This window comes from Actibacterium sp., assembly GCF_055134745.1.
Genome location: NZ_JBSRVX010000042.1, coordinates 1 through 17,080 on the forward strand (window position 1 = coordinate 1; position 17,080 = coordinate 17,080).

Sequence of the window (17,080 nt, forward strand, 5' to 3'; positions counted from 1 at the left end):
TAGATCCGTTCCTTGCCGCCCCAGATGCCGATGATCAGGAACATCGGGATCAACCCGCCCTCGAAGAACAGATAGAACAACACCAGATCCAGCGCGCAGAACACGCCCAGCATCAGCGTTTCCAGCACCAGAAACGCGATCATGTATTCCTTGACGCGGGTGATTACGCCCCAGCAGGCGGCAATGGTGATCGGCATCAGGAAGGTGGTCAGCATCACGAACAGGATCGAAATGCCATCCACGCCCATCTTGTATTTCAGGCCCATCAGCCAGTCGCGTTCCTCGACGAACTGAAAGCCGGTATCGGACGGATCGAACCCGAACAGCAAAAACAGCGACACAAGGAACGTAAAGGATGTGGCGATCAGGGCCACCCATTTGGCATTGCGCTGTGCGGCCGGATCGTCGCCGCGCAGGAAAAACGCCAGCACCACCGCGGCAATCAGCGGGATGAAGGTGATCATCGACAGAAGGTTATCCATCAGTTTGCCCCCCCGCTGATCGACATCCAGGTGATAAGAACCGCAATCCCGATCACCATCGCAAAGGCATAATGGAACAGGTATCCCGACTGCGCCCGCCCGGCCAGGCGGGTAAAGAAGGGCACGATCCCCATCGCCAGCCCGTTGATCGCGCCATCGATGACATTTCCATCGCCACGCCGCCACAACAGCCGGCCCAACCCCTTGGCAGGGCGCACGAACAGAAAGTCATAGACCTCGTCGAAATACCATTTGTTCAGCAGGAACAGGTAAAGCGGCCGCTGGTTTGTCGCCAGTGCGCGCGGCAGCGCCGGATTGACGATATAGAACAGATAGGCCACGCCCAGCCCGATCAGCATCGCGATGAAGGGCGACACCTTGACCCATGCCGGCGCATGGTGGGCATCATCCATCACATGATTGTCGGCAGCCATGAAGATCGCGCCCTGCGGCGCCACCCCGGCCGTGTGGTCATTGGCCATCGCCGCGGTCCCGTGATCCGCCGCCGCATTGCCGGCGGTATCAGCGGCCGGGGCGGTTTCGCCATGTCCGGCGGGGGCGCCATGCCCCGCCTCGGCCACCGTTTCATGCGCGGGAATGCCGAAGAACCGGTTGACCTGGTCATGATCGCCGAAAAAGCTGCCATACCAGACCATGCCCGAAAACACCGCCCCCAGCGCCAGAACGCCCAGCGGCACCAGCATCACCGCCGGGCTTTCATGGGCGTGATCATGGGTATGATGATCGCCGCGCGGCTTGCCGTAAAAGGTCAGGAACATCAGCCGCCAAGAATAGAAACTGGTGAACATCGCCGCAATGACAAGCATCCAGAACGCATAACCCGAACCGCCGGCAAAGGCGCTTTCGATGATCGCATCCTTCGACAGGAACCCGGCAAAACCGATACTGGTCAACGGAATACCGACCCCGGTGATCGCCAGCGTGCCAATCATCATCGCCCAGAAGGTCAGCGGGATCTTTTTGCGCAGCCCGCCATAGGCCCGCATATCCTGTTCGTGATGCATCGCATGGATGACCGACCCGGCCCCCAGAAACAGCATCGCCTTGAAAAAGGCATGCGTCAGCAGATGGAACATCGCCACGCCGTAGACCCCGGTCCCGGCGGCCACGAACATATACCCCAGTTGCGAACAGGTCGAATAGGCGATCACGCGTTTGATGTCGTTCTGAACCAGCCCGACAGTGGCCGCGAAAAACGCGGTCGTCGCACCAATGATGACAACGAAATCCTTGGCATGGGGCGCATATTCGAACAGTGGCGACATGCGGCACACCAGAAACACGCCTGCCGTGACCATGGTCGCGGCATGGATCAGCGCCGAAACCGGCGTCGGGCCTTCCATCGCGTCGGGCAGCCATGTGTGCAGAAACAGTTGCGCCGATTTGCCCATCGCGCCGACAAACAGCAGCACCGCCACCAGTTCGGCAGCGTTCCAGTCGCGCCACAGGAAAGACAGCTGCGTTTCCGCCAGCCCTGGTGCGGCGGCGAACACATCGTCAAAACCGATGCCGTCGACCAGAAAGAACAGCGCGAAAATGCCCAGGGCAAAGCCGAAATCGCCCACCCGGTTGACGATGAAGGCCTTCATGGCCGCCGCCCCCGCCGAGGGTTTCTTCCAATAGAACCCGATCAGCAGATAGGACGCGACGCCCACGCCCTCCCAGCCAAAGAACATCTGAACCAGGTTATCCGCCGTCACCAGCGCCAGCATGGCAAAGGTGAAGAAGGACAGATAGGCAAAGAAACGCGCCTTGTAGTGCTGGTCATGATCGAAATTATCGTCATGCGCCATATAGCCGAAGGAATAGAGATGCACGAGGCTGGACACCGTCGTGACCACGATCAGCATGATCGCCGTCAGCCGGTCCAGCCGGATCGACCAGTCGGTGACCAGCGACCCGCTTTCGATCCAGCGCAGCAGGTGGATCTGTTCGGTGGTGCCATCGAATGACAGGAACACGACCCAGGACAGGATCGCCGCCAGAAACAGCAGGCCGGTGGTGATCCACTGCGCCGCCGCCTCGCCGATGATCCGCCAGCCGAAACCGCCGATGATCGCGCCCAGCAGGGGGGCAAACAGGATGATGCTGACCATGCTGGCTTACCCCTTCATCACATTGGCATCTTCGACCGCGATCGTGCCCCGCGCGCGGAAGAAGCAGACAAGGATCGCAAGACCGATCGCCGCCTCGGCGGCGGCCACGGTCAGCACGAACAACGTGAACACCTGCCCCACCAGATCGCCCAGATAGCTGGAAAAGGCGACGAAATTGATATTCACCGCCAGCAGCATCAGCTCGATCGACATCAGGATGACGATCACGTTCTTGCGGTTCAGGAAGATGCCGAAAATGCCGATCACGAACAAAGCCGCGGCAACGCTGAGGTAGTGGTGTAGTCCGATCATGTCGTCCCTCCGGGCTTGGCCCGTTTTCGTTTTTGCGCCCTTGGACCGGCCTTAAAGGCCCTGCCCCGGTTTCACGTCCTTCAACTCCATCGCCTTGGCCGGATCGCGGTAGATCTGCGCCAGGATATCCTGACGCTTGACGTTAGTGCGGTGGCGCAGCGTCAGCACGATGGCCCCGATCATCGCCACCAGCAGGATCAGCCCGGCGGTCTGGAACAGGAAGATGTATTTGTCATAGATCAGCGCCCCCAGTGCGGCGGTGTTCTGAACCTGACCGGCATCCGGCGTCACAGCGCCGCGCAGGCCTTGCGCCTGGTTGGAAAATTCCCATACGCCGAACACCATGCCCAGCTGCATCAGCAAGATCACCCCGATCAGCCCGGCCAACGGTATGTATTTGGCCATTTCCGCCTTCAGCTCGGCGAAATCGACATCCAGCATCATCACCACGAACAGGAACAGCACCGCCACCGCGCCGACATAGACGATCACCAGCAGCATCGCCACGAATTCCGCCCCCAGCAGCACGAACAGACCCGCGGCTGACAAAAAGGCCAGGATCAGCCACAATACCGAATGCACCGGATTGCGGGCCACGACCACGAACAGGCCGGCAATCACGGCGGTGATGGCAAAGGCGTAAAAGGCAAGATCGGCCACGCTCATGCAGTATCCCCTTCGGTTTCCTCGAACACGCGCTGTGCAATCTCCAGCGCGCGCGTCATCGCCGGGATCCCCCCCAGCATCGACATCTGATAGATCACTTCGGCGATTTCCTTCTGCGTCGCCCCGGCCTCCAGCGCATGTCGCACGGTCAGCTTGAACTGCGGTTCGGCCTGCGCGCCCAGAACGGTCATGCCCGCCAGAACGACCAACAGCCGCGTCTTGGCATCCAGCCCGTCCTTGTTGAAGGCATTGCCCCAGATCATCTCCATGAAATTCTTGGGCATGGTCGGGATCAGCTTGTCAAAACCGGTGACCTGAAAACTTTCAAGCGCGGGATTGAAGGCGCGGGCCATCGCGTGGCTCTGCTCCATCATCTGTTTGAAGATGCTTGAAAAATCGCTCATCTGTAGGGTGCATCCAGTTCAAGATTGCGGGCAATCTCTGCCTCCCAACGATCGCCATTGGCCAGCAGCTTTTCCTTGTCATAGAACAGCTCTTCGCGCGTTTCGGTCGAAAATTCGAAATTCGGCCCCTCGACGATTGCATCCACCGGGCAGGCTTCCTGACAAAAGCCGCAATAGATGCATTTGGTCATGTCGATGTCATAGCGCGTGGTGCGGCGGCTGCCATCCTCGCGCGGTTCGGCGTCGATGGTAATGGCTTGCGCGGGGCAGATCGCCTCGCACAGCTTGCAGGCGATGCAGCGTTCCTCGCCGCTGGGATAGCGGCGCAGCGCGTGTTCGCCGCGGAACCGCGGCGACAGCGGGCCCTTTTCATGCGGATAGTTCAACGTGGCCTTGGGCGAAAAGAAATATTTCATCCCCAGCCCGAAGCCCTTAAAAAAGTCGAACAGCAGAAAATATTTCGCAGCGCGGGTATAGTCGATGCTTGCCATTTTCAGCCCCCAATCGCCCAGCGGGCATAGGCGCCGCCGAACAGTTCGAAATGCGCGGCGAACGCCACCAGCACGACCCAAGCCAGCGACATCGGCAGAAACACCTTCCAGCCCAGCCGCATCAGTTGATCATAGCGATAGCGCGGCACGATGGCCTTGACCATGGCGAACATGAAGAACACCAGACACATCTTGCCCACCATCCACAGGATGCCGTCGGGCAGACCCGGAATGGGCGACAGCCAGCCGCCAAAGAACAACAGCGTCATCAGCGCGCACATCAGCACCACGGCCGTCAACTCGCCGATCATGAACAACAGGAACGGGGTCGAGGAATATTCGACCTGATAGCCCGCCACCAGTTCGGATTCAGCCTCGGGCAGATCGAAGGGCGGGCGGTTGGTTTCGGCCAGCGCCGAGACAAAGAACAGCACCACCATCGGCAGATGCGGCAGCCAGTACCAGCTGAACAGGCCGTAATCGCCCGCCTGCGCGCGCACGATATCGCCCAGGTTCAACGAGCCCGAAGACAGGATCACGCCGATGATGATCAGCCCGATGCTGACCTCATACGAAATCATCTGCGCGGCAGAGCGCAGCGAGCCCAGAAACGGGTATTTGGAGTTGGAGGCCCAGCCGCCCATGATGACGCCGTATACTTCCAGCGATGAAATCGCGAAAACATACAGGATCGCCACGTTGATATCCGAGATCACCCAGCCATCCCCGAACGGGATCACCGCCCAGGCGATCATTGCCAGCACAAAGGAAATCATCGGCGCCAGCAGGAACACCACCTTGTCGGAACCGGCGGGAATGACCACTTCCTTGACGATGTATTTGATGAAATCGGCAAAGGATTGCATCAGGCCGAACACACCCACGACGTTGGGGCCCTTGCGCATCTGAACAGCCGCCCAGATCTTTCGGTCGGCATACATCAGAAAGGCCAATGCAACCAGCAGCGGCACAACCACCAGCAGACATTGGCCCAGAATCAGCAGCGCGATGCCCAGATTGGTTGTTGTGAAAAATTCGACCATCATTCAGCCTTTCACACCGTGGGTATTCCTTGAGCTGCACAACTGTCCACGATCACTTCTGCATCAATGGTCTGGACGCCGCGCGGCAAGGCGGACGAGATTGTGTAAACAGCATCTGCGCGCCAAACGCCACCCTCTTTGGCCAGATTCGTGCGCAAATGACGTGCAAAACCATAGCCCTTTTGCAGCGTATACTGCGCGGCGACGCATTTGGCATAGGCCTGCACCTCGGCGGCCTCGGCCTGCCCGCCCATCTGCACGACGATGTTGACCAGATCCTTGTCCAGCGCCAGGAATTCGGCACCCAGATAGACAGGCGCGACCTTGGCCTGCCGGGCACCGCCATCGCTGGCGCAGCCTGCCGCCAGGCCGCTTGCGGCAAGGCTCAGCATCAGCGGAACACAGGACGGCGTCATGCTCTGCCTTTATTCGGCGGCCATCGGGGCGGTGGCGCGCGCCTTGGCCGCCGCGCTCAGCTCTGCCATCAGGCTTGATGCCCGCGCGATCGGGTTGGTCAGATAGAAATCGGTGATCGCGCTGCGCAAATCGGCCTTGGCCGGGGTGGCGACCGCCAGCGGCTGCCACGGGTTTTCGGCCACCACGTCGATATCACCCAGATGCGGATGCGCCGCGACCAGTGCCTGCCGCAGCGCGGCCAGATTGTCCCAGGGCTGGGTCGCGCCCAGTTCCGCCGACAGCGCCCGCAGGATGGCCCAGTTTTCCTTGGCCTGACCCGGCGGGAAGGCGGCACGCAGCGCCAGTTGCGGGCGGCCTTCGGTATTCACGAACAACCCGTTTTCCTCGGTATAGGCGGCGGCGGGCAGCACGATATCGGCCCTATGCGCGCCACGGTCGCCATGGCTGCCCTGATAGATGACAAACGGCCCGTCGCCGATGCCGACCTCATCTGCACCCAGGTTATAAACCACCTCGACCCCGTCCATCGCCGCATCCATGCCGCCATCCGTCACGGCCCCCACATCCATCGCCCCCACGCGCGAGGCGGCGGTGTGCAGGACCATGAATTTCGATCCGGTATTTTCGGCCAGCTTCATCGCCTGGGCCAGAACGGCGGCGCCATCGGATTCGGTCAAGGCAGCCTGCCCGATAATGACGACGGTGTTCTTGCCCCTGGTTTCATCCGAAATCTGCTTGGCAGCCGTTTCGACAAGGCTGTCGCGCCCGGTGCCGACATGGACATAATCATAGGTCAGATCGGCTGCAGGCCCGATCAGGCCAACTGTGGCGCCAGCCGCCCAGGCCTTGCGGATGCGCGCGTTCAACACCGGGGCCTCGATGCGGGGATTGGTGCCGATCAACTGGATCATTTCGGCCGTATCAATATCCTCGATCGTCGCGGTGCCGACATAGGCCGACCGGTTGCCCGCGGGCAGTTTCGCGCCATCGGTGCGGCATTCGACATGGCCGCCCTGCCCTTCGATCAGCTGTTTCAACGCGAATGCGGCCTCGACAGGGGCCAGATCGCCGATCAGACCGGCGATCTTCTTGCCCTTCATCGCGGCAGCAGCAGCAGCCAGCGCCTGCGGCCATGTGGCGGGGCGCAGCTTGCCGCCTTCGCGGATATAGGGCTGATCCAGACGCTGACGCCGCAGCCCGTCCCAGACGAACCGCGTCTTGTCGGAAATCCATTCCTCGTTCACGCCATCATGGTTGCGCGGCAGGATGCGCATGACTTCGCGCCCCTTGGTATCGACACGGATGTTCGACCCCAGCGCGTCCATCACGTCGATGGTTTCGGTCTTGGTCAGTTCCCAGGGCCGGGCGGTAAAGGCGTAAGGCTTGGAAACCAGCGCGCCAACCGGGCAGAGGTCAATGATATTGCCCTGCAGGTTGCTGTCCAGCGTCTGGTTCAGATAGCTGGTGATCTCGGCATCCTCGCCACGTCCGGTCTGGCCCATCTGGGTGATACCCGCGACCTCGGTCGTGAAGCGCACGCAGCGGGTGCAGGAAATGCAGCGCGTCATGTGGGTTTCGACCAGCGGCCCAAGGTCCAGATCCTCAGAGGCGCGCTTGGGTTCGCGATAGCGGCTGAAATCGACGCCATAGGCCATCGCCTGATCCTGCAGATCGCATTCGCCGCCCTGATCGCAGATCGGGCAATCCAGCGGATGGTTTATCAGCAGAAACTCCATCACGCCTTCGCGCGCCTTTTTCACCATGGGCGAATTGGTTTTCACCACCGGCGGCTGGCCCTCGGGGCCGGGGCGCAGATCCTTGACCTGCATGGCGCAGGATGCGGCGGGTTTGGGCGGGCCGCCGACGACCTCGACCAGGCACATGCGGCAATTGCCCGCGATCGTCAGTCGTTCGTGATAGCAGAACCGCGGAATTTCAACGCCCGCCACCTCGGCGGCCTGAATCAGGGTCATAGCCGGGTCTACCTCGACCTCGATCCCGTCGATGATGATTTTGCGCAGGTCTGCCATAAGCTCTCACTTTGCTTTCAGTAACACGCCGATCTGGCTGTTTCGGTCGATCTCGTACATGCCTACTGTGCAATACGTCTCTGGCCGCGCGGGGTCCAGACCCTTCGACACAAGATAGGCCGTGGCCAGGCCCGCAACACGTGCTTTTTCAGCCTTGTCCTCTACGAAATCCTCGATCTCCTTGTCGCTGAACCCCGCCTTCAGCGCCATGGACTCCAGCGATTTGGCAAAGAAATAGGCCCGCACCATGCGTGGCTCGATCCGGGGGCAATATTTCTGGATCATATCGCCCGCCGACAATATCGCCAACCCGTTGTTGATTTCGCGATGGTCACGCAACGACGCCCCATAAGCCGACCCCACCGAGGCCGTCAGCCCCAGGACAAGAACGGCCATGAAGCCCCGTTTGAAAAATCCCGCCATGATATATCTCCTTTTACGGAGAAGGTGTGGGGCGCGCGCCGCGATATTCAATAGCAACGCCGTGGCGCGGCGGCTTTCCGCCGGAACAGTCACCCTGCACATCGCTGTCATGGCTGCACGCCACGCTGGGTGTGCCGCGGGGCGGAAATGGCCTCTTTTTCAAGCACAACAATCGAATCGTGAATATGCAGCCCCGCGATAAGGTCGGCGGCAACGCCGACCTTCTGACCCTCGTCGTGATACCAGTGATGCATGTCGTCGATCATCGTCTTGATATCGGTCATGAAGCTGGATGGCGCATTATACCCGCCCGCGAAGGACCGCCAATAGGCGGCGTGCAGGTCTTCGATCACATAAAGCCCGCCCAGCGAAAGCTTTGGATACAGCGCGGCGAAACTGGCGCGGATATGGCGGGAATTATGGCTGCCATCGTCCAGCACGATATCCACGCCGCCCATTTCATCGACGACCTTTTTCAAAAAGGCCGGATCATCCTGCGAACCGATGCGCACCTGCCCACTGATCCCGTCAAACCGGGCGCAGGCGGGGTCAATATCGATGCCGAAAATCACCGCATCCGGCCCGAAATAGCGCCGCCACATATCCAGCGACCCGCCCTTTGACACGCCGATTTCCAGAAACCGCAGGGGCTTGTTTCGCCAGGCCGCAAAATAACGTTCATAGATCGGCAGATAATGGTGCCATTTATGCACGACCGGGCCGTCATTGGACCAGAACAGATCTTCCAGCGGCGTTGGCGGTTTTCCCGTGTCGGGTCGGGGTCCGTCATAGGCGAATTCCGTGATGCTGGCCCGCCGCGGGCGCAGCCGCTTTTTCAGCCATGCGGCGGGGTTCATGACTGCATCATCCCAGATCAGTGCCTTTTTTCTGCACGGCCGGCCAATCCTTGAAGGCCAGCACATAGAGCAGGACAATGTTCAGCAGCGGCACGATCATCAGCAGCGCCATCCAGCCGTTATGACCGGTGCGTTTCCACAACTGGTAAAACGGCACCACGACCAGCGCGACATAGACGACCAGCGCAAACAGCCCGCCGCTTGCTCCCATTCCAAACATCATCGGCGTTCTTCCTTATTCAGCCGCCACTGCGCTTATCCGTCCGGAGCGCTTGTGCTTGATCCGGTCTTCGATCTCGTCGCGGAAATGCCGGATCAGGCCCTGGATCGGCCAGGCGGCGGCATCGCCCAGGGCGCAGATCGTGTGGCCTTCGACCTGTTTGGTGACATCCAGCAGCATGTCGATTTCCTCGACCTCGGCCTGCCCCGTCACCAGACGGTCCATCACCCGCATCATCCAGCCGGTGCCTTCGCGGCAGGGCGTGCACTGGCCGCAGCTTTCGTGTTTATAGAATTTGCTCAGCCGCCAGATCGCCTTGATGACATCGGTGGACTGATCCATCACGATCACCGCCGCCGTGCCCAGGCCCGAGCGCTGTTCGCGCAGCCAGTCGAAATCCATGATCGCCTCGCGCGCGATGGATGCGGGCAGCAGCGGCACGGATGAGCCGCCCGGAATGATGGCCTTGAGGTTGTCCCAGCCGCCCCGGATGCCGCCGCAATGACGTTCGATCAGGTCTTCAAACGGGATCGACATCGCCTCTTCGACGACGCAAGGGTTGTTCACATGGCCCGAGATCGCGAAAAGCTTGGTGCCGACATTGTTGGGGCGACCAAAGGATGAAAACCATTCCGGCCCGCGCCGCAAGATGGTGGGCACAACTGCGATGGATTCGACGTTATTCACCGTGGTCGGGCAACCATAAAGCCCCGCGCCCGCCGGAAATGGCGGCTTCATGCGCGGCATGCCCTTGCGCCCCTCAAGGCTTTCCAGCAGCGCGGTTTCCTCGCCGCAGATATAGGCGCCGGCGCCGTGATGCAGGTAGAGGTCGAAATCCCAGTCCGATCCGGCGGCATTCCTGCCCAGCAGACCGGCATCATAGGCCTCGTCGATCGCGGCCTGCAGCGCCTCGCGCTCGCGGATATATTCGCCGCGGATATAGATATAGCAGGCATTCGCCCCCATCGCGAAGGACGCGATCAGGCAGCCTTCGATCAGCGTATGCGGATCATGGCGCATGATCTCGCGGTCCTTGCAGGTGCCCGGTTCGGATTCGTCGGCATTGACCACCAGGTAATGCGGCCGCCCGTCGCTGCCCTTGGGCATGAACGACCATTTCAGCCCGGTCGGAAAGCCCGCCCCGCCGCGCCCGCGCAGGCCCGATGCCTTCATCTGATCGACGATCCAGTCGCGGCCGTTCTGGATGATCTTGGCCGTGCCGTCCCAATGGCCGCGCCGACGCGCGCCCGCCAGCGTGCGTTCATCCATGCCATAGAGATTGGTAAAGATGCGGTCTTCGTCCTTCAGCATTCGGGTATCCTCAATTGTCCCGGCGCTTGCGCCAGATCTGATATGTCACGACCAGCGCCCAAGCGAAACCCGCCAGCGCGATCAGGTAAAGCAGCATCTCGAACCGGATCGGCAGGCCGATGATATTGGTCAGCCAGGGGGCGACGATTGCCAGAACACCCGACACCGCCATGACGACGGCCGCCACGCGGCCCTGCCGCGTGGTTTGTGCAGTCTGGTTCTTGCCCCCGGTCGGTCCCACTAATACACGCCGCCCTTGTCCACTTTTTGCGAAAACGCTGTCTCGCCGCCCACCGCGAGCGTCTTGGCCTGCGCTACCCAGTCGTCACGGGACACGCGCCCCTTGAAACCCGCCAGATTTTCATCGACCCAGGCGATTTCTTCTGCGCTCCAGCCGGCGATCTGATCAAAATGATAGAAGCCCAGACCATGCAGAACGGATTCCAGCTTGGGGCCCACGCCCTTGATCCGTTTCAGATCATCCGGCACGCCACCACGGGGCCCCGACAGGCCGGCGGGACGGCCCGGCACGGCACCTGCAGGTGCTTCTGCCTTGGGTGGCGGGCTGGCCGCCGGCGCAGCGGTCACAGGCGCGGCGGGCGCTGGCGTTTCGACGATCTTCAGCGGGTCGACAGGTTCTGTCGCAGGGGCGGCGCGCATGCGTTCGGCCGGGCGGCAGATCAGCCAGGCCAGTATCATGCCCACCAGAACAGCCGCCAGCGCCGCAACAAAGATCGCCGCCATCCAGGAATAATCCCCGACCAGCAGCATGACCAGCACCACAACGCCCACCAGCCCCGCCGCAATCCAGATCTTGAGAGGGCAGCCCAGCCCGTCCTTCGTATCCGCCATGATCCGTTCCCCCGTCCCTGATCCCAGTTCTGTCTAGTATACATCGCCTTTCTTGACGCGTGAGGCGAATTCCGTCTTGCCGCCCGAGACCAGTATCCTTGCCTGATCGACCCAGTCATCGCGGCTGACGCGCCCCTTGAATCCCTGCAGGTTCTGATCGACCCAGGCAATTTCGTCGCCGCTCCAGGCGGCGATCTGGTCGAAATGATAGAACCCCATGCGGTGCAGCAGTTGTTCCAGCCGGGGGCCGACGCCCTTGATCATTTTCAGATCGTCAGGCGTGCCGTCACGCGGCGCGCTCAGGCTTTGGGGTTTGCGGCCTTCGGCCACGACCGGTTCGGAACTGGCCGGCGGGGTCTTCGGCGTGACAGGTGCCTCGCGCTTGTCGATGCCGGTAGCATCGGCGCTGTGCCCCTTTGACAGAACGGGGCTGTCAGTCTGCGGCTTTTCAAGAATGTCCTGTCCGCTTTGCCGCCCCCATGGGGCCAGCAGCGGCACTTCGCTGCCATCGATCCGCTTGACCGTGTCGCGCAGGTTCACTGCCGCCTGCGCCGAAGCGTTGAACTGGGTATGGCCGCTGTTGAATTCCTTCAGACTGGACAGGCCCGCCAGCGGTTCCGCCGCGAAGCGCCCGTTTTGCGGCCCCGGCACTGGCACTTCGCCCGCGGCCAGCGCATCCAGAATCTCCGTCAGCCGTTCAGCTGTCAGGTCTTCATAATAATCCTTGCCGATCTGGGCCATCGGCGCATTGGCGCAGGCGCCAAGGCATTCAACCTCTTCCCAGCTGAATTTCCCATCAGCAGACAGTTGATGCGCCTTCGGCGCGATCTTGTCCTGACATATGGAAATGAGATCTTCCGCCCCGCAAATCATGCACGAGGTCGTGCCGCATATCTGCACATGCGCAACCGATCCCACCGGGGAAAGCTGGAACATGAAATAGAAGGTCGCAACCTCCAGCGCCCGGATATAGGCCATGCCCAGCATGTCGGCCACATATTCAATGGCCGGGCGGGACAGCCACCCCTCCTGTTCCTGGGCACGCCACAGCAGCGGAATGATCGCGCTGGCCTGGCGGCCTTCGGGATATTTGGTGATCTGCGCCTTCGCCCAGGCCAGATTGTCCGGCGTAAAGGCGAAGGTCGCGGGTTGATCATGGTGCAGACGGCGAAGCATTAGCTGGCACAATCTCCTGAGACTAGGGTGATACCGCCTTCGGTTGCAGCATCGACGATTTCATCAAATACGCGCAGTTTCGCGACGATCGCGCTCAGCGTCGCCTCGTCATAGCCGGTGCTGGCTTCCAGCGCCGCGGCAGTTTCTTCGCTGTCAACGGTGCAACCGACATCGGCCATGGCCATGCGGAACACGTCCATTTCTTCTTCGGTCACTTCAACCGTCGACACATCTGGCGCGGTTTCGACAACGGTTTCTTCTTCAGCATGGGCAGCGAACGGCAGCGACAGTGCACCGATCACAGCAAGTTTGAGGATGGTCTTCATGGGTCCTACTCCTTGTCGCCGGCAATCGCCGGACATGATGACAGCACCGGACGACATGCCCGGCACCAGTGGGTCCCCACCCAGAAACTTGTTACACATGTCGCGCCGGTCATCTGTCGACCTCGCCGAACACGATATCCATTGTGCCGATGATCGCTGAGACATCGGCCAGTTGATGGCCCTTGGCCACGTGATCCATCGCCTGAAGATGCAAAAAGCCTGGCGCGCGCAGCTTGGCGCGATACGGCTTGTTCGTGCCATCCGCCACCAGATAGACGCCGAATTCGCCCTTGGGCGCCTCGACCGCGGCGTAAACTTCGCCCGCCGGCACGTGGAAGCCCTCGGTATACAGCTTGAAGTGATGGATCAGGCTTTCCATCGAGGTTTTCATGTCACCCCGGCTGGGCGGCGCGATCTTGCCGCGCGTCATCACCGGGCCGGGTTCGGCGCGCAGCTTGGTCAGCGCCTGCTTGATGATATGCGTTGACTGGCGCATTTCTTCCATCCGGCACAGATAGCGATCATAGCAATCGCCGTTCTTGCCCACCGGGATCTGGAATTCAAACTCATCATAGCATTCATAGGGTTGCGACCGCCGCAGATCCCAGGCCAGACCCGATCCGCGCACCATCACGCCCGAAAAACCCCAATCCTGGATTTCCTGTTCGGTGATCACGCCGATATCGCAGTTGCGCTGTTTGAAGATGCGGTTCTCGGTCAGCAGACCGTCAATATCATCCAGCACCCTGGGGAAATGATCGGCCCAGGCGTCGATATCTTCGATCAGTTGCGGCGTCAGATCCTGATGCACGCCACCGGGCCGGAAATAGGCCGCATGCAGGCGCGCGCCACAGGCCCGTTCGTAAAAGATCATCAGCTTTTCGCGTTCCTCGAACCCCCACAGCGGCGGGGTCAGCGCGCCAACGTCCATTGCCTGGGTGGTGACGTTCAGCAGATGGTTCAGCACCCGCCCGATTTCCGAATACAGCACCCGGATCAGGCTGGCGCGGCGGGGCACCGGCGTATTGGTCAGCTTTTCGATCGCCAGGCACCAGGCATGTTCCTGGTTCATCGGCGCCACGTAATCCAGCCGGTCGAAATAGGGCAGGTTCTGCAGATAGGTGCGGCTTTCCATCAGCTTTTCGGTGCCGCGATGCAACAGCCCGATATGCGGATCGGCGCGTTCGACGATCTCGCCGTCCAGTTCCAGCACCATACGCAAAACACCATGCGCTGCAGGGTGTTGCGGGCCAAAGTTGATGTTGAAGTTACGGATCTTCTGTTCGCCCGTCAGCGCGTCGTCGAAACCACCGTCCATCATGCAAGCCCCCTGCCTCTGTTCTCTTCCCACTCGGGGGGAAGCGGGCCGAAACCGGCCGCGACAAATTCGTATTGATCTTTCAGAAAGCTGGCCGCGCGCACCTGCTGTGACGGGCTGATGGCCAGCGGCGTGCCTTCATGCACCCTGCGGCTGCGATCGGCGGGCTGCGGCGATATTCCCAGAAAGGCGCACAGCCGTTCCAGCGCGTCGCCCGAAAACAGGTCTTCATAGAAGCCCACGAACAGCCGACCCGGCGCAACCGACGCGGTCAGGCGCGTCAGCGCATCACGGTAATCCCCCCGCCGGGTGATATGCGTTTCGCCACCCGAAAGGGCACGCTCGAGGATATCCCCGGCGTGGCGTTCCATGTCACGACCCCGCGCGCCGCGGCGAAATGCGATCATCCGCACATGGCTCCACAGCCGCGCCACCGGGTCGCGCAGGAGGTATACAAACCGCACATCCGCAGACATACCGGCCATCCCCTTCAGGCGCCCCTCCGACAGCAAAGAATACGCCGGGGTTATGTCAGCAATAAGGCGCTGATTCCCGCGCCCGCCGGTCAGATAAGCCATGTAATCCGCATCGCGGCCCGACCGGATCACATCGGTAAACTCGTCGATATCGGCGACATTGCGCACCTGCTGAACCAGCTCGCCATTGCTGACGCCGTTCATCTTGCGATCCAGCGCATCGCGGCGTTTGGTCAGGGCCGCAATGCGGGCCTCTTGCGAATTGTCGTCCAGCGTGTCGAAGAAATGCAATTCCTTGATGCTGCGCAGATGACAATCGGGATGTTCCAGCAAATAGCGGTAAAGCCAGCTGGTGCCCGCCTTGGTGGCCCCGACCCCGAACATGAGTGTCGCCTGCGTCATCGCAGCTATCCCTTGGCCCTGTCGGTCTTTTCATCACCTGGCAGTATGTATTCGGCCCCTTCCCAGGGCGACATGAAATCGAACTGCCGGTATTCCTGCACCAGGTTGACAGGTTCATAAACGACACGCTTTTGCGCCTCGTCATAGCGGACCTCGGTATAGCCGGTGGTCGGGAAATCCTTGCGCAGCGGATGGCCGCGGAACCCGTAATCGGTCAGCAGGCGACGCAGGTCGGGATGGCCCGAAAACAATATGCCGAACATGTCGAACACCTCACGCTCGAACCAGCCCGCCGATGGGTGGACCGATGTGATCGAGGGCACCATGTCTTCTTCGCGCACGGCGGCCTTCAGGCGGATGCGCTGGTTCTGATACATCGACAGAAAATGATAGACCACGTCGAACCTGGCCGGGCGGGCCGGGTAATCCACCGCGGTGATATCGACCAGCGTCGAGAACCGGCAGGTGCCATCCGCCTTGAGAAACTCGACCAGCGCGACCAGCGATGACAGTGTAACGATCAACGTCAATTCGTCATGCGCCACCTCGTATGACAGCACATCATTGCCGCGTTTCAGGGCGATATGCGCGCCAAGTTCGTTCAACGCCTCGCTCATCGCTTACCTCTCGATCGTGCCGGTACGGCGGATTTTGCGTTGCAGTTGCAGGATGCCATATAACAGCGCCTCGGCGGTCGGCGGGCAGCCGGGCACATAGATATCGACCGGCACGATCCGGTCGCAGCCGCGCACCACCGAATAGCTGTAATGGTAATAGCCGCCGCCATTGGCACACGATCCCATCGAGATCACATAGCGCGGCTCGGGCATTTGGTCATAGACCTTGCGCAGCGCCGGCGCCATCTTGTTGGTCAGGGTGCCGGCCACGATCATCACGTCGGACTGGCGCGGGGATGCGCGCGGCGCGATGCCGAACCGTTCGGCATCATAGCGCGGCATCGAGGTATGCATCATCTCGACCGCGCAGCAGGCAAGCCCGAATGTCATCCAGTGCAAGCTGCCGGTGCGCGCCCAGTTGATGATATCCTCGGTGCTGGTCAGCAGGAACCCCTTGTCCTGCAGTTCCGCATTCAGGGCCTTGGCCGAATGGTCCAGATCGACCCCGGCGGTATTGGCGGAAACGCTCACTCCCATTCCAGGGCCCCCTTCTTCCATTCATAGGCAAAGCCGACGGTCAGCACGCCCAGAAACACCATCATCGACCAAAAGCCGATATCGCTCATATTGCCGAAGGCCACCGCCCAGGGAAACAGGAACGCAATCTCCAGATCGAAGATGATGAACAGGATCGACACCAGATAAAACCGCACGTCGAACTTCATCCGCGCATCGTCAAAAGCGTTGAACCCGCATTCATAGGCCGAAAGCTTTTCCGGATCGGGATTGCGCACCGCCACGACCACCGCCGCCAGGATCAGAACCAGACCCAGACCGACGGCAAGACCAAGAAAGATTACAATCGGCAGATACTCTCTCAGCAATCCATCCATGGGGCGTCTCCGCTTTCCGCGCCGCAGCGCGTATCATTTGCCAATTCGGTTTACCCCCGGCGCGGGTAAGGGTCAACCAAGCGCGAAGGGGGCGCAATGAATATATGATCGGGCGACGAGGCCCCCGCCCCAGCGCCCTGTCAGCCGCCGAAATCGGGATTCTCAAAGCCGAAGCGTTCGCCATTTGCCCAGGCGTTGCGATCATTGCCCTGTGCCGGCAGCCCGCCCTGATCGCGCAGCAGCCGCG

At 61.0% G+C, this 17,080-nt stretch carries 22 protein-coding genes; all 22 read right to left on the reverse strand.

Features of this window, described 5'->3' with window-relative positions; genetic code table 11:
• The coding region (locus ACTCHC_RS08755) for a proton-conducting transporter transmembrane domain-containing protein (protein ID WP_463022102.1) at nucleotides 1–482 on the reverse strand (482 nt) is incomplete at its 3' end.
• Complete coding sequence (gene nuoL / locus ACTCHC_RS08760) at nucleotides 482–2,599, reverse strand: NADH-quinone oxidoreductase subunit L (protein WP_463022103.1); 2,118 nt, start codon at nucleotides 2,597–2,599, stop codon at nucleotides 482–484. The genes nuoL and ACTCHC_RS08755, both read right to left, overlap by 1 nt.
• Before the next feature lie 6 nt (nucleotides 2,600–2,605).
• Nucleotides 2,606–2,911, reverse strand: coding sequence for an NADH-quinone oxidoreductase subunit NuoK (nuoK, locus tag ACTCHC_RS08765; RefSeq protein ID WP_463022104.1), 306 nt, complete (start codon nucleotides 2,909–2,911; stop codon nucleotides 2,606–2,608).
• Between the two features lie 51 nt (nucleotides 2,912–2,962).
• Entirely contained in the window at nucleotides 2,963–3,577 is a 615-nt protein-coding gene (locus tag ACTCHC_RS08770) for an NADH-quinone oxidoreductase subunit J (protein WP_463022105.1), read from the reverse strand.
• A complete protein-coding gene (locus tag ACTCHC_RS08775) occupies nucleotides 3,574–3,981 on the reverse strand; it encodes a carboxymuconolactone decarboxylase family protein (RefSeq protein WP_463022106.1) in 408 nt (135 codons plus the stop codon). The genes ACTCHC_RS08770 and ACTCHC_RS08775 overlap by 4 nt, the downstream gene beginning before the upstream one ends.
• Complete coding sequence (nuoI, locus tag ACTCHC_RS08780; protein ID WP_463022107.1) at nucleotides 3,978–4,472, reverse strand: NADH-quinone oxidoreductase subunit NuoI; 495 nt, start codon at nucleotides 4,470–4,472, stop codon at nucleotides 3,978–3,980. Before nuoI ends, ACTCHC_RS08775 begins: the two co-directional genes overlap by 4 nt.
• A gap of 2 nt (nucleotides 4,473–4,474) precedes the next feature.
• On the reverse strand, nucleotides 4,475–5,515 hold the full coding sequence (nuoH, locus tag ACTCHC_RS08785) for an NADH-quinone oxidoreductase subunit NuoH (protein WP_463022108.1): 1,041 nt from the start codon (nucleotides 5,513–5,515) through the stop codon (nucleotides 4,475–4,477).
• Between the two features lie 11 nt (nucleotides 5,516–5,526).
• Nucleotides 5,527–5,931, reverse strand: a complete 405-nt coding sequence (locus tag ACTCHC_RS08790; protein ID WP_463022109.1) for a hypothetical protein — start codon at nucleotides 5,929–5,931, stop codon at nucleotides 5,527–5,529.
• A gap of 9 nt (nucleotides 5,932–5,940) precedes the next feature.
• Nucleotides 5,941–7,962: an NADH-quinone oxidoreductase subunit NuoG gene (gene nuoG, locus ACTCHC_RS08795; protein WP_463022110.1), complete on the reverse strand. Its 2,022-nt coding sequence runs from the start codon at nucleotides 7,960–7,962 to the stop codon at nucleotides 5,941–5,943.
• A 6-nt stretch (nucleotides 7,963–7,968) separates the two neighbouring features.
• Nucleotides 7,969–8,385 (reverse strand): DUF5333 domain-containing protein, encoded by a 417-nt coding sequence (locus ACTCHC_RS08800; RefSeq protein WP_463022111.1) that lies wholly within the window; start codon nucleotides 8,383–8,385, stop codon nucleotides 7,969–7,971.
• A gap of 107 nt (nucleotides 8,386–8,492) precedes the next feature.
• On the reverse strand, nucleotides 8,493–9,242 hold the full coding sequence (locus tag ACTCHC_RS08805; RefSeq protein ID WP_463022112.1) for a class I SAM-dependent methyltransferase: 750 nt from the start codon (nucleotides 9,240–9,242) through the stop codon (nucleotides 8,493–8,495).
• 7 nt (nucleotides 9,243–9,249) lie between these two features.
• Nucleotides 9,250–9,465: a hypothetical protein gene (locus tag ACTCHC_RS08810; protein ID WP_463022113.1), complete on the reverse strand. Its 216-nt coding sequence runs from the start codon at nucleotides 9,463–9,465 to the stop codon at nucleotides 9,250–9,252.
• Nucleotides 9,466–9,477: 12 nt separating this feature from the next.
• Complete coding sequence (gene nuoF, locus ACTCHC_RS08815) at nucleotides 9,478–10,773, reverse strand: NADH-quinone oxidoreductase subunit NuoF (RefSeq protein ID WP_463022114.1); 1,296 nt, start codon at nucleotides 10,771–10,773, stop codon at nucleotides 9,478–9,480.
• Nucleotides 10,774–10,783: 10 nt separating this feature from the next.
• Complete coding sequence (locus ACTCHC_RS08820; protein WP_463022115.1) at nucleotides 10,784–11,014, reverse strand: DUF5337 domain-containing protein; 231 nt, start codon at nucleotides 11,012–11,014, stop codon at nucleotides 10,784–10,786.
• Nucleotides 11,014–11,625 (reverse strand): hypothetical protein, encoded by a 612-nt coding sequence (locus ACTCHC_RS08825; protein WP_463022116.1) that lies wholly within the window; start codon nucleotides 11,623–11,625, stop codon nucleotides 11,014–11,016. Before ACTCHC_RS08825 ends, ACTCHC_RS08820 begins: the two co-directional genes overlap by 1 nt.
• Nucleotides 11,626–11,658: 33 nt before the next feature.
• Nucleotides 11,659–12,801 (reverse strand): NADH-quinone oxidoreductase subunit E, encoded by a 1,143-nt coding sequence (locus tag ACTCHC_RS08830; protein ID WP_463022117.1) that lies wholly within the window; start codon nucleotides 12,799–12,801, stop codon nucleotides 11,659–11,661.
• Nucleotides 12,801–13,127, reverse strand: a complete 327-nt coding sequence (locus tag ACTCHC_RS08835; RefSeq protein ID WP_463022118.1) for a hypothetical protein — start codon at nucleotides 13,125–13,127, stop codon at nucleotides 12,801–12,803. The genes ACTCHC_RS08830 and ACTCHC_RS08835 overlap by 1 nt, the downstream gene beginning before the upstream one ends.
• Nucleotides 13,128–13,236: 109 nt before the next feature.
• Entirely contained in the window at nucleotides 13,237–14,445 is a 1,209-nt protein-coding gene (locus ACTCHC_RS08840) for an NADH-quinone oxidoreductase subunit D (protein ID WP_463022123.1), read from the reverse strand.
• Nucleotides 14,445–15,323 carry a sulfotransferase gene (locus tag ACTCHC_RS08845; protein WP_463022119.1) on the reverse strand — a complete coding sequence of 293 codons (879 nt, stop codon included), beginning with the start codon at nucleotides 15,321–15,323 and terminating at the stop codon, nucleotides 14,445–14,447. The genes ACTCHC_RS08840 and ACTCHC_RS08845 overlap by 1 nt, the downstream gene beginning before the upstream one ends.
• 5 nt (nucleotides 15,324–15,328) lie before the next feature.
• Nucleotides 15,329–15,940: an NADH-quinone oxidoreductase subunit C gene (locus ACTCHC_RS08850; protein WP_463022120.1), complete on the reverse strand. Its 612-nt coding sequence runs from the start codon at nucleotides 15,938–15,940 to the stop codon at nucleotides 15,329–15,331.
• 3 nt (nucleotides 15,941–15,943) lie between these two features.
• On the reverse strand, nucleotides 15,944–16,477 hold the full coding sequence (locus tag ACTCHC_RS08855; RefSeq protein ID WP_463022121.1) for a NuoB/complex I 20 kDa subunit family protein: 534 nt from the start codon (nucleotides 16,475–16,477) through the stop codon (nucleotides 15,944–15,946).
• The gene (locus ACTCHC_RS08860; protein ID WP_463022122.1) at nucleotides 16,468–16,833 is read right to left on the reverse strand and encodes an NADH-quinone oxidoreductase subunit A; all 366 of its coding nucleotides are present in this window, start codon (nucleotides 16,831–16,833) and stop codon (nucleotides 16,468–16,470) included. The genes ACTCHC_RS08855 and ACTCHC_RS08860 overlap by 10 nt, the downstream gene beginning before the upstream one ends.
• Nucleotides 16,834–17,080 lie beyond the last annotated feature (247 nt).

Coding starts and splice junctions, on each gene's coding strand:
- ACTCHC_RS08840 (WP_463022123.1), bottom strand. CDS start 14,445: ATGGACGGTGGTTTCGACGACGCGCTGACGGGCGAACAGAAGATCCGT.
- ACTCHC_RS08770 (WP_463022105.1), bottom strand. CDS start 3,577: ATGAGCGTGGCCGATCTTGCCTTTTACGCCTTTGCCATCACCGCCGTG.
- nuoF (WP_463022114.1), bottom strand. CDS start 10,773: ATGCTGAAGGACGAAGACCGCATCTTTACCAATCTCTATGGCATGGAT.
- ACTCHC_RS08805 (WP_463022112.1), bottom strand. CDS start 9,242: ATGAACCCCGCCGCATGGCTGAAAAAGCGGCTGCGCCCGCGGCGGGCC.
- ACTCHC_RS08825 (WP_463022116.1), bottom strand. CDS start 11,625: ATGGCGGATACGAAGGACGGGCTGGGCTGCCCTCTCAAGATCTGGATT.
- nuoK (WP_463022104.1), bottom strand. CDS start 2,911: ATGATCGGACTACACCACTACCTCAGCGTTGCCGCGGCTTTGTTCGTG.
- ACTCHC_RS08810 (WP_463022113.1), bottom strand. CDS start 9,465: ATGATGTTTGGAATGGGAGCAAGCGGCGGGCTGTTTGCGCTGGTCGTC.
- nuoL (WP_463022103.1), bottom strand. CDS start 2,599: ATGGTCAGCATCATCCTGTTTGCCCCCCTGCTGGGCGCGATCATCGGC.
- nuoG (WP_463022110.1), bottom strand. CDS start 7,962: ATGGCAGACCTGCGCAAAATCATCATCGACGGGATCGAGGTCGAGGTA.
- nuoH (WP_463022108.1), bottom strand. CDS start 5,515: ATGGTCGAATTTTTCACAACAACCAATCTGGGCATCGCGCTGCTGATT.
- ACTCHC_RS08775 (WP_463022106.1), bottom strand. CDS start 3,981: ATGAGCGATTTTTCAAGCATCTTCAAACAGATGATGGAGCAGAGCCAC.
- ACTCHC_RS08845 (WP_463022119.1), bottom strand. CDS start 15,323: ATGACGCAGGCGACACTCATGTTCGGGGTCGGGGCCACCAAGGCGGGC.
- ACTCHC_RS08830 (WP_463022117.1), bottom strand. CDS start 12,801: ATGCTTCGCCGTCTGCACCATGATCAACCCGCGACCTTCGCCTTTACG.
- ACTCHC_RS08855 (WP_463022121.1), bottom strand. CDS start 16,477: ATGGGAGTGAGCGTTTCCGCCAATACCGCCGGGGTCGATCTGGACCAT.
- ACTCHC_RS08850 (WP_463022120.1), bottom strand. CDS start 15,940: ATGAGCGAGGCGTTGAACGAACTTGGCGCGCATATCGCCCTGAAACGC.
- ACTCHC_RS08835 (WP_463022118.1), bottom strand. CDS start 13,127: ATGAAGACCATCCTCAAACTTGCTGTGATCGGTGCACTGTCGCTGCCG.
- ACTCHC_RS08800 (WP_463022111.1), bottom strand. CDS start 8,385: ATGGCGGGATTTTTCAAACGGGGCTTCATGGCCGTTCTTGTCCTGGGG.
- ACTCHC_RS08790 (WP_463022109.1), bottom strand. CDS start 5,931: ATGACGCCGTCCTGTGTTCCGCTGATGCTGAGCCTTGCCGCAAGCGGC.
- nuoI (WP_463022107.1), bottom strand. CDS start 4,472: ATGGCAAGCATCGACTATACCCGCGCTGCGAAATATTTTCTGCTGTTC.
- ACTCHC_RS08860 (WP_463022122.1), bottom strand. CDS start 16,833: ATGGATGGATTGCTGAGAGAGTATCTGCCGATTGTAATCTTTCTTGGT.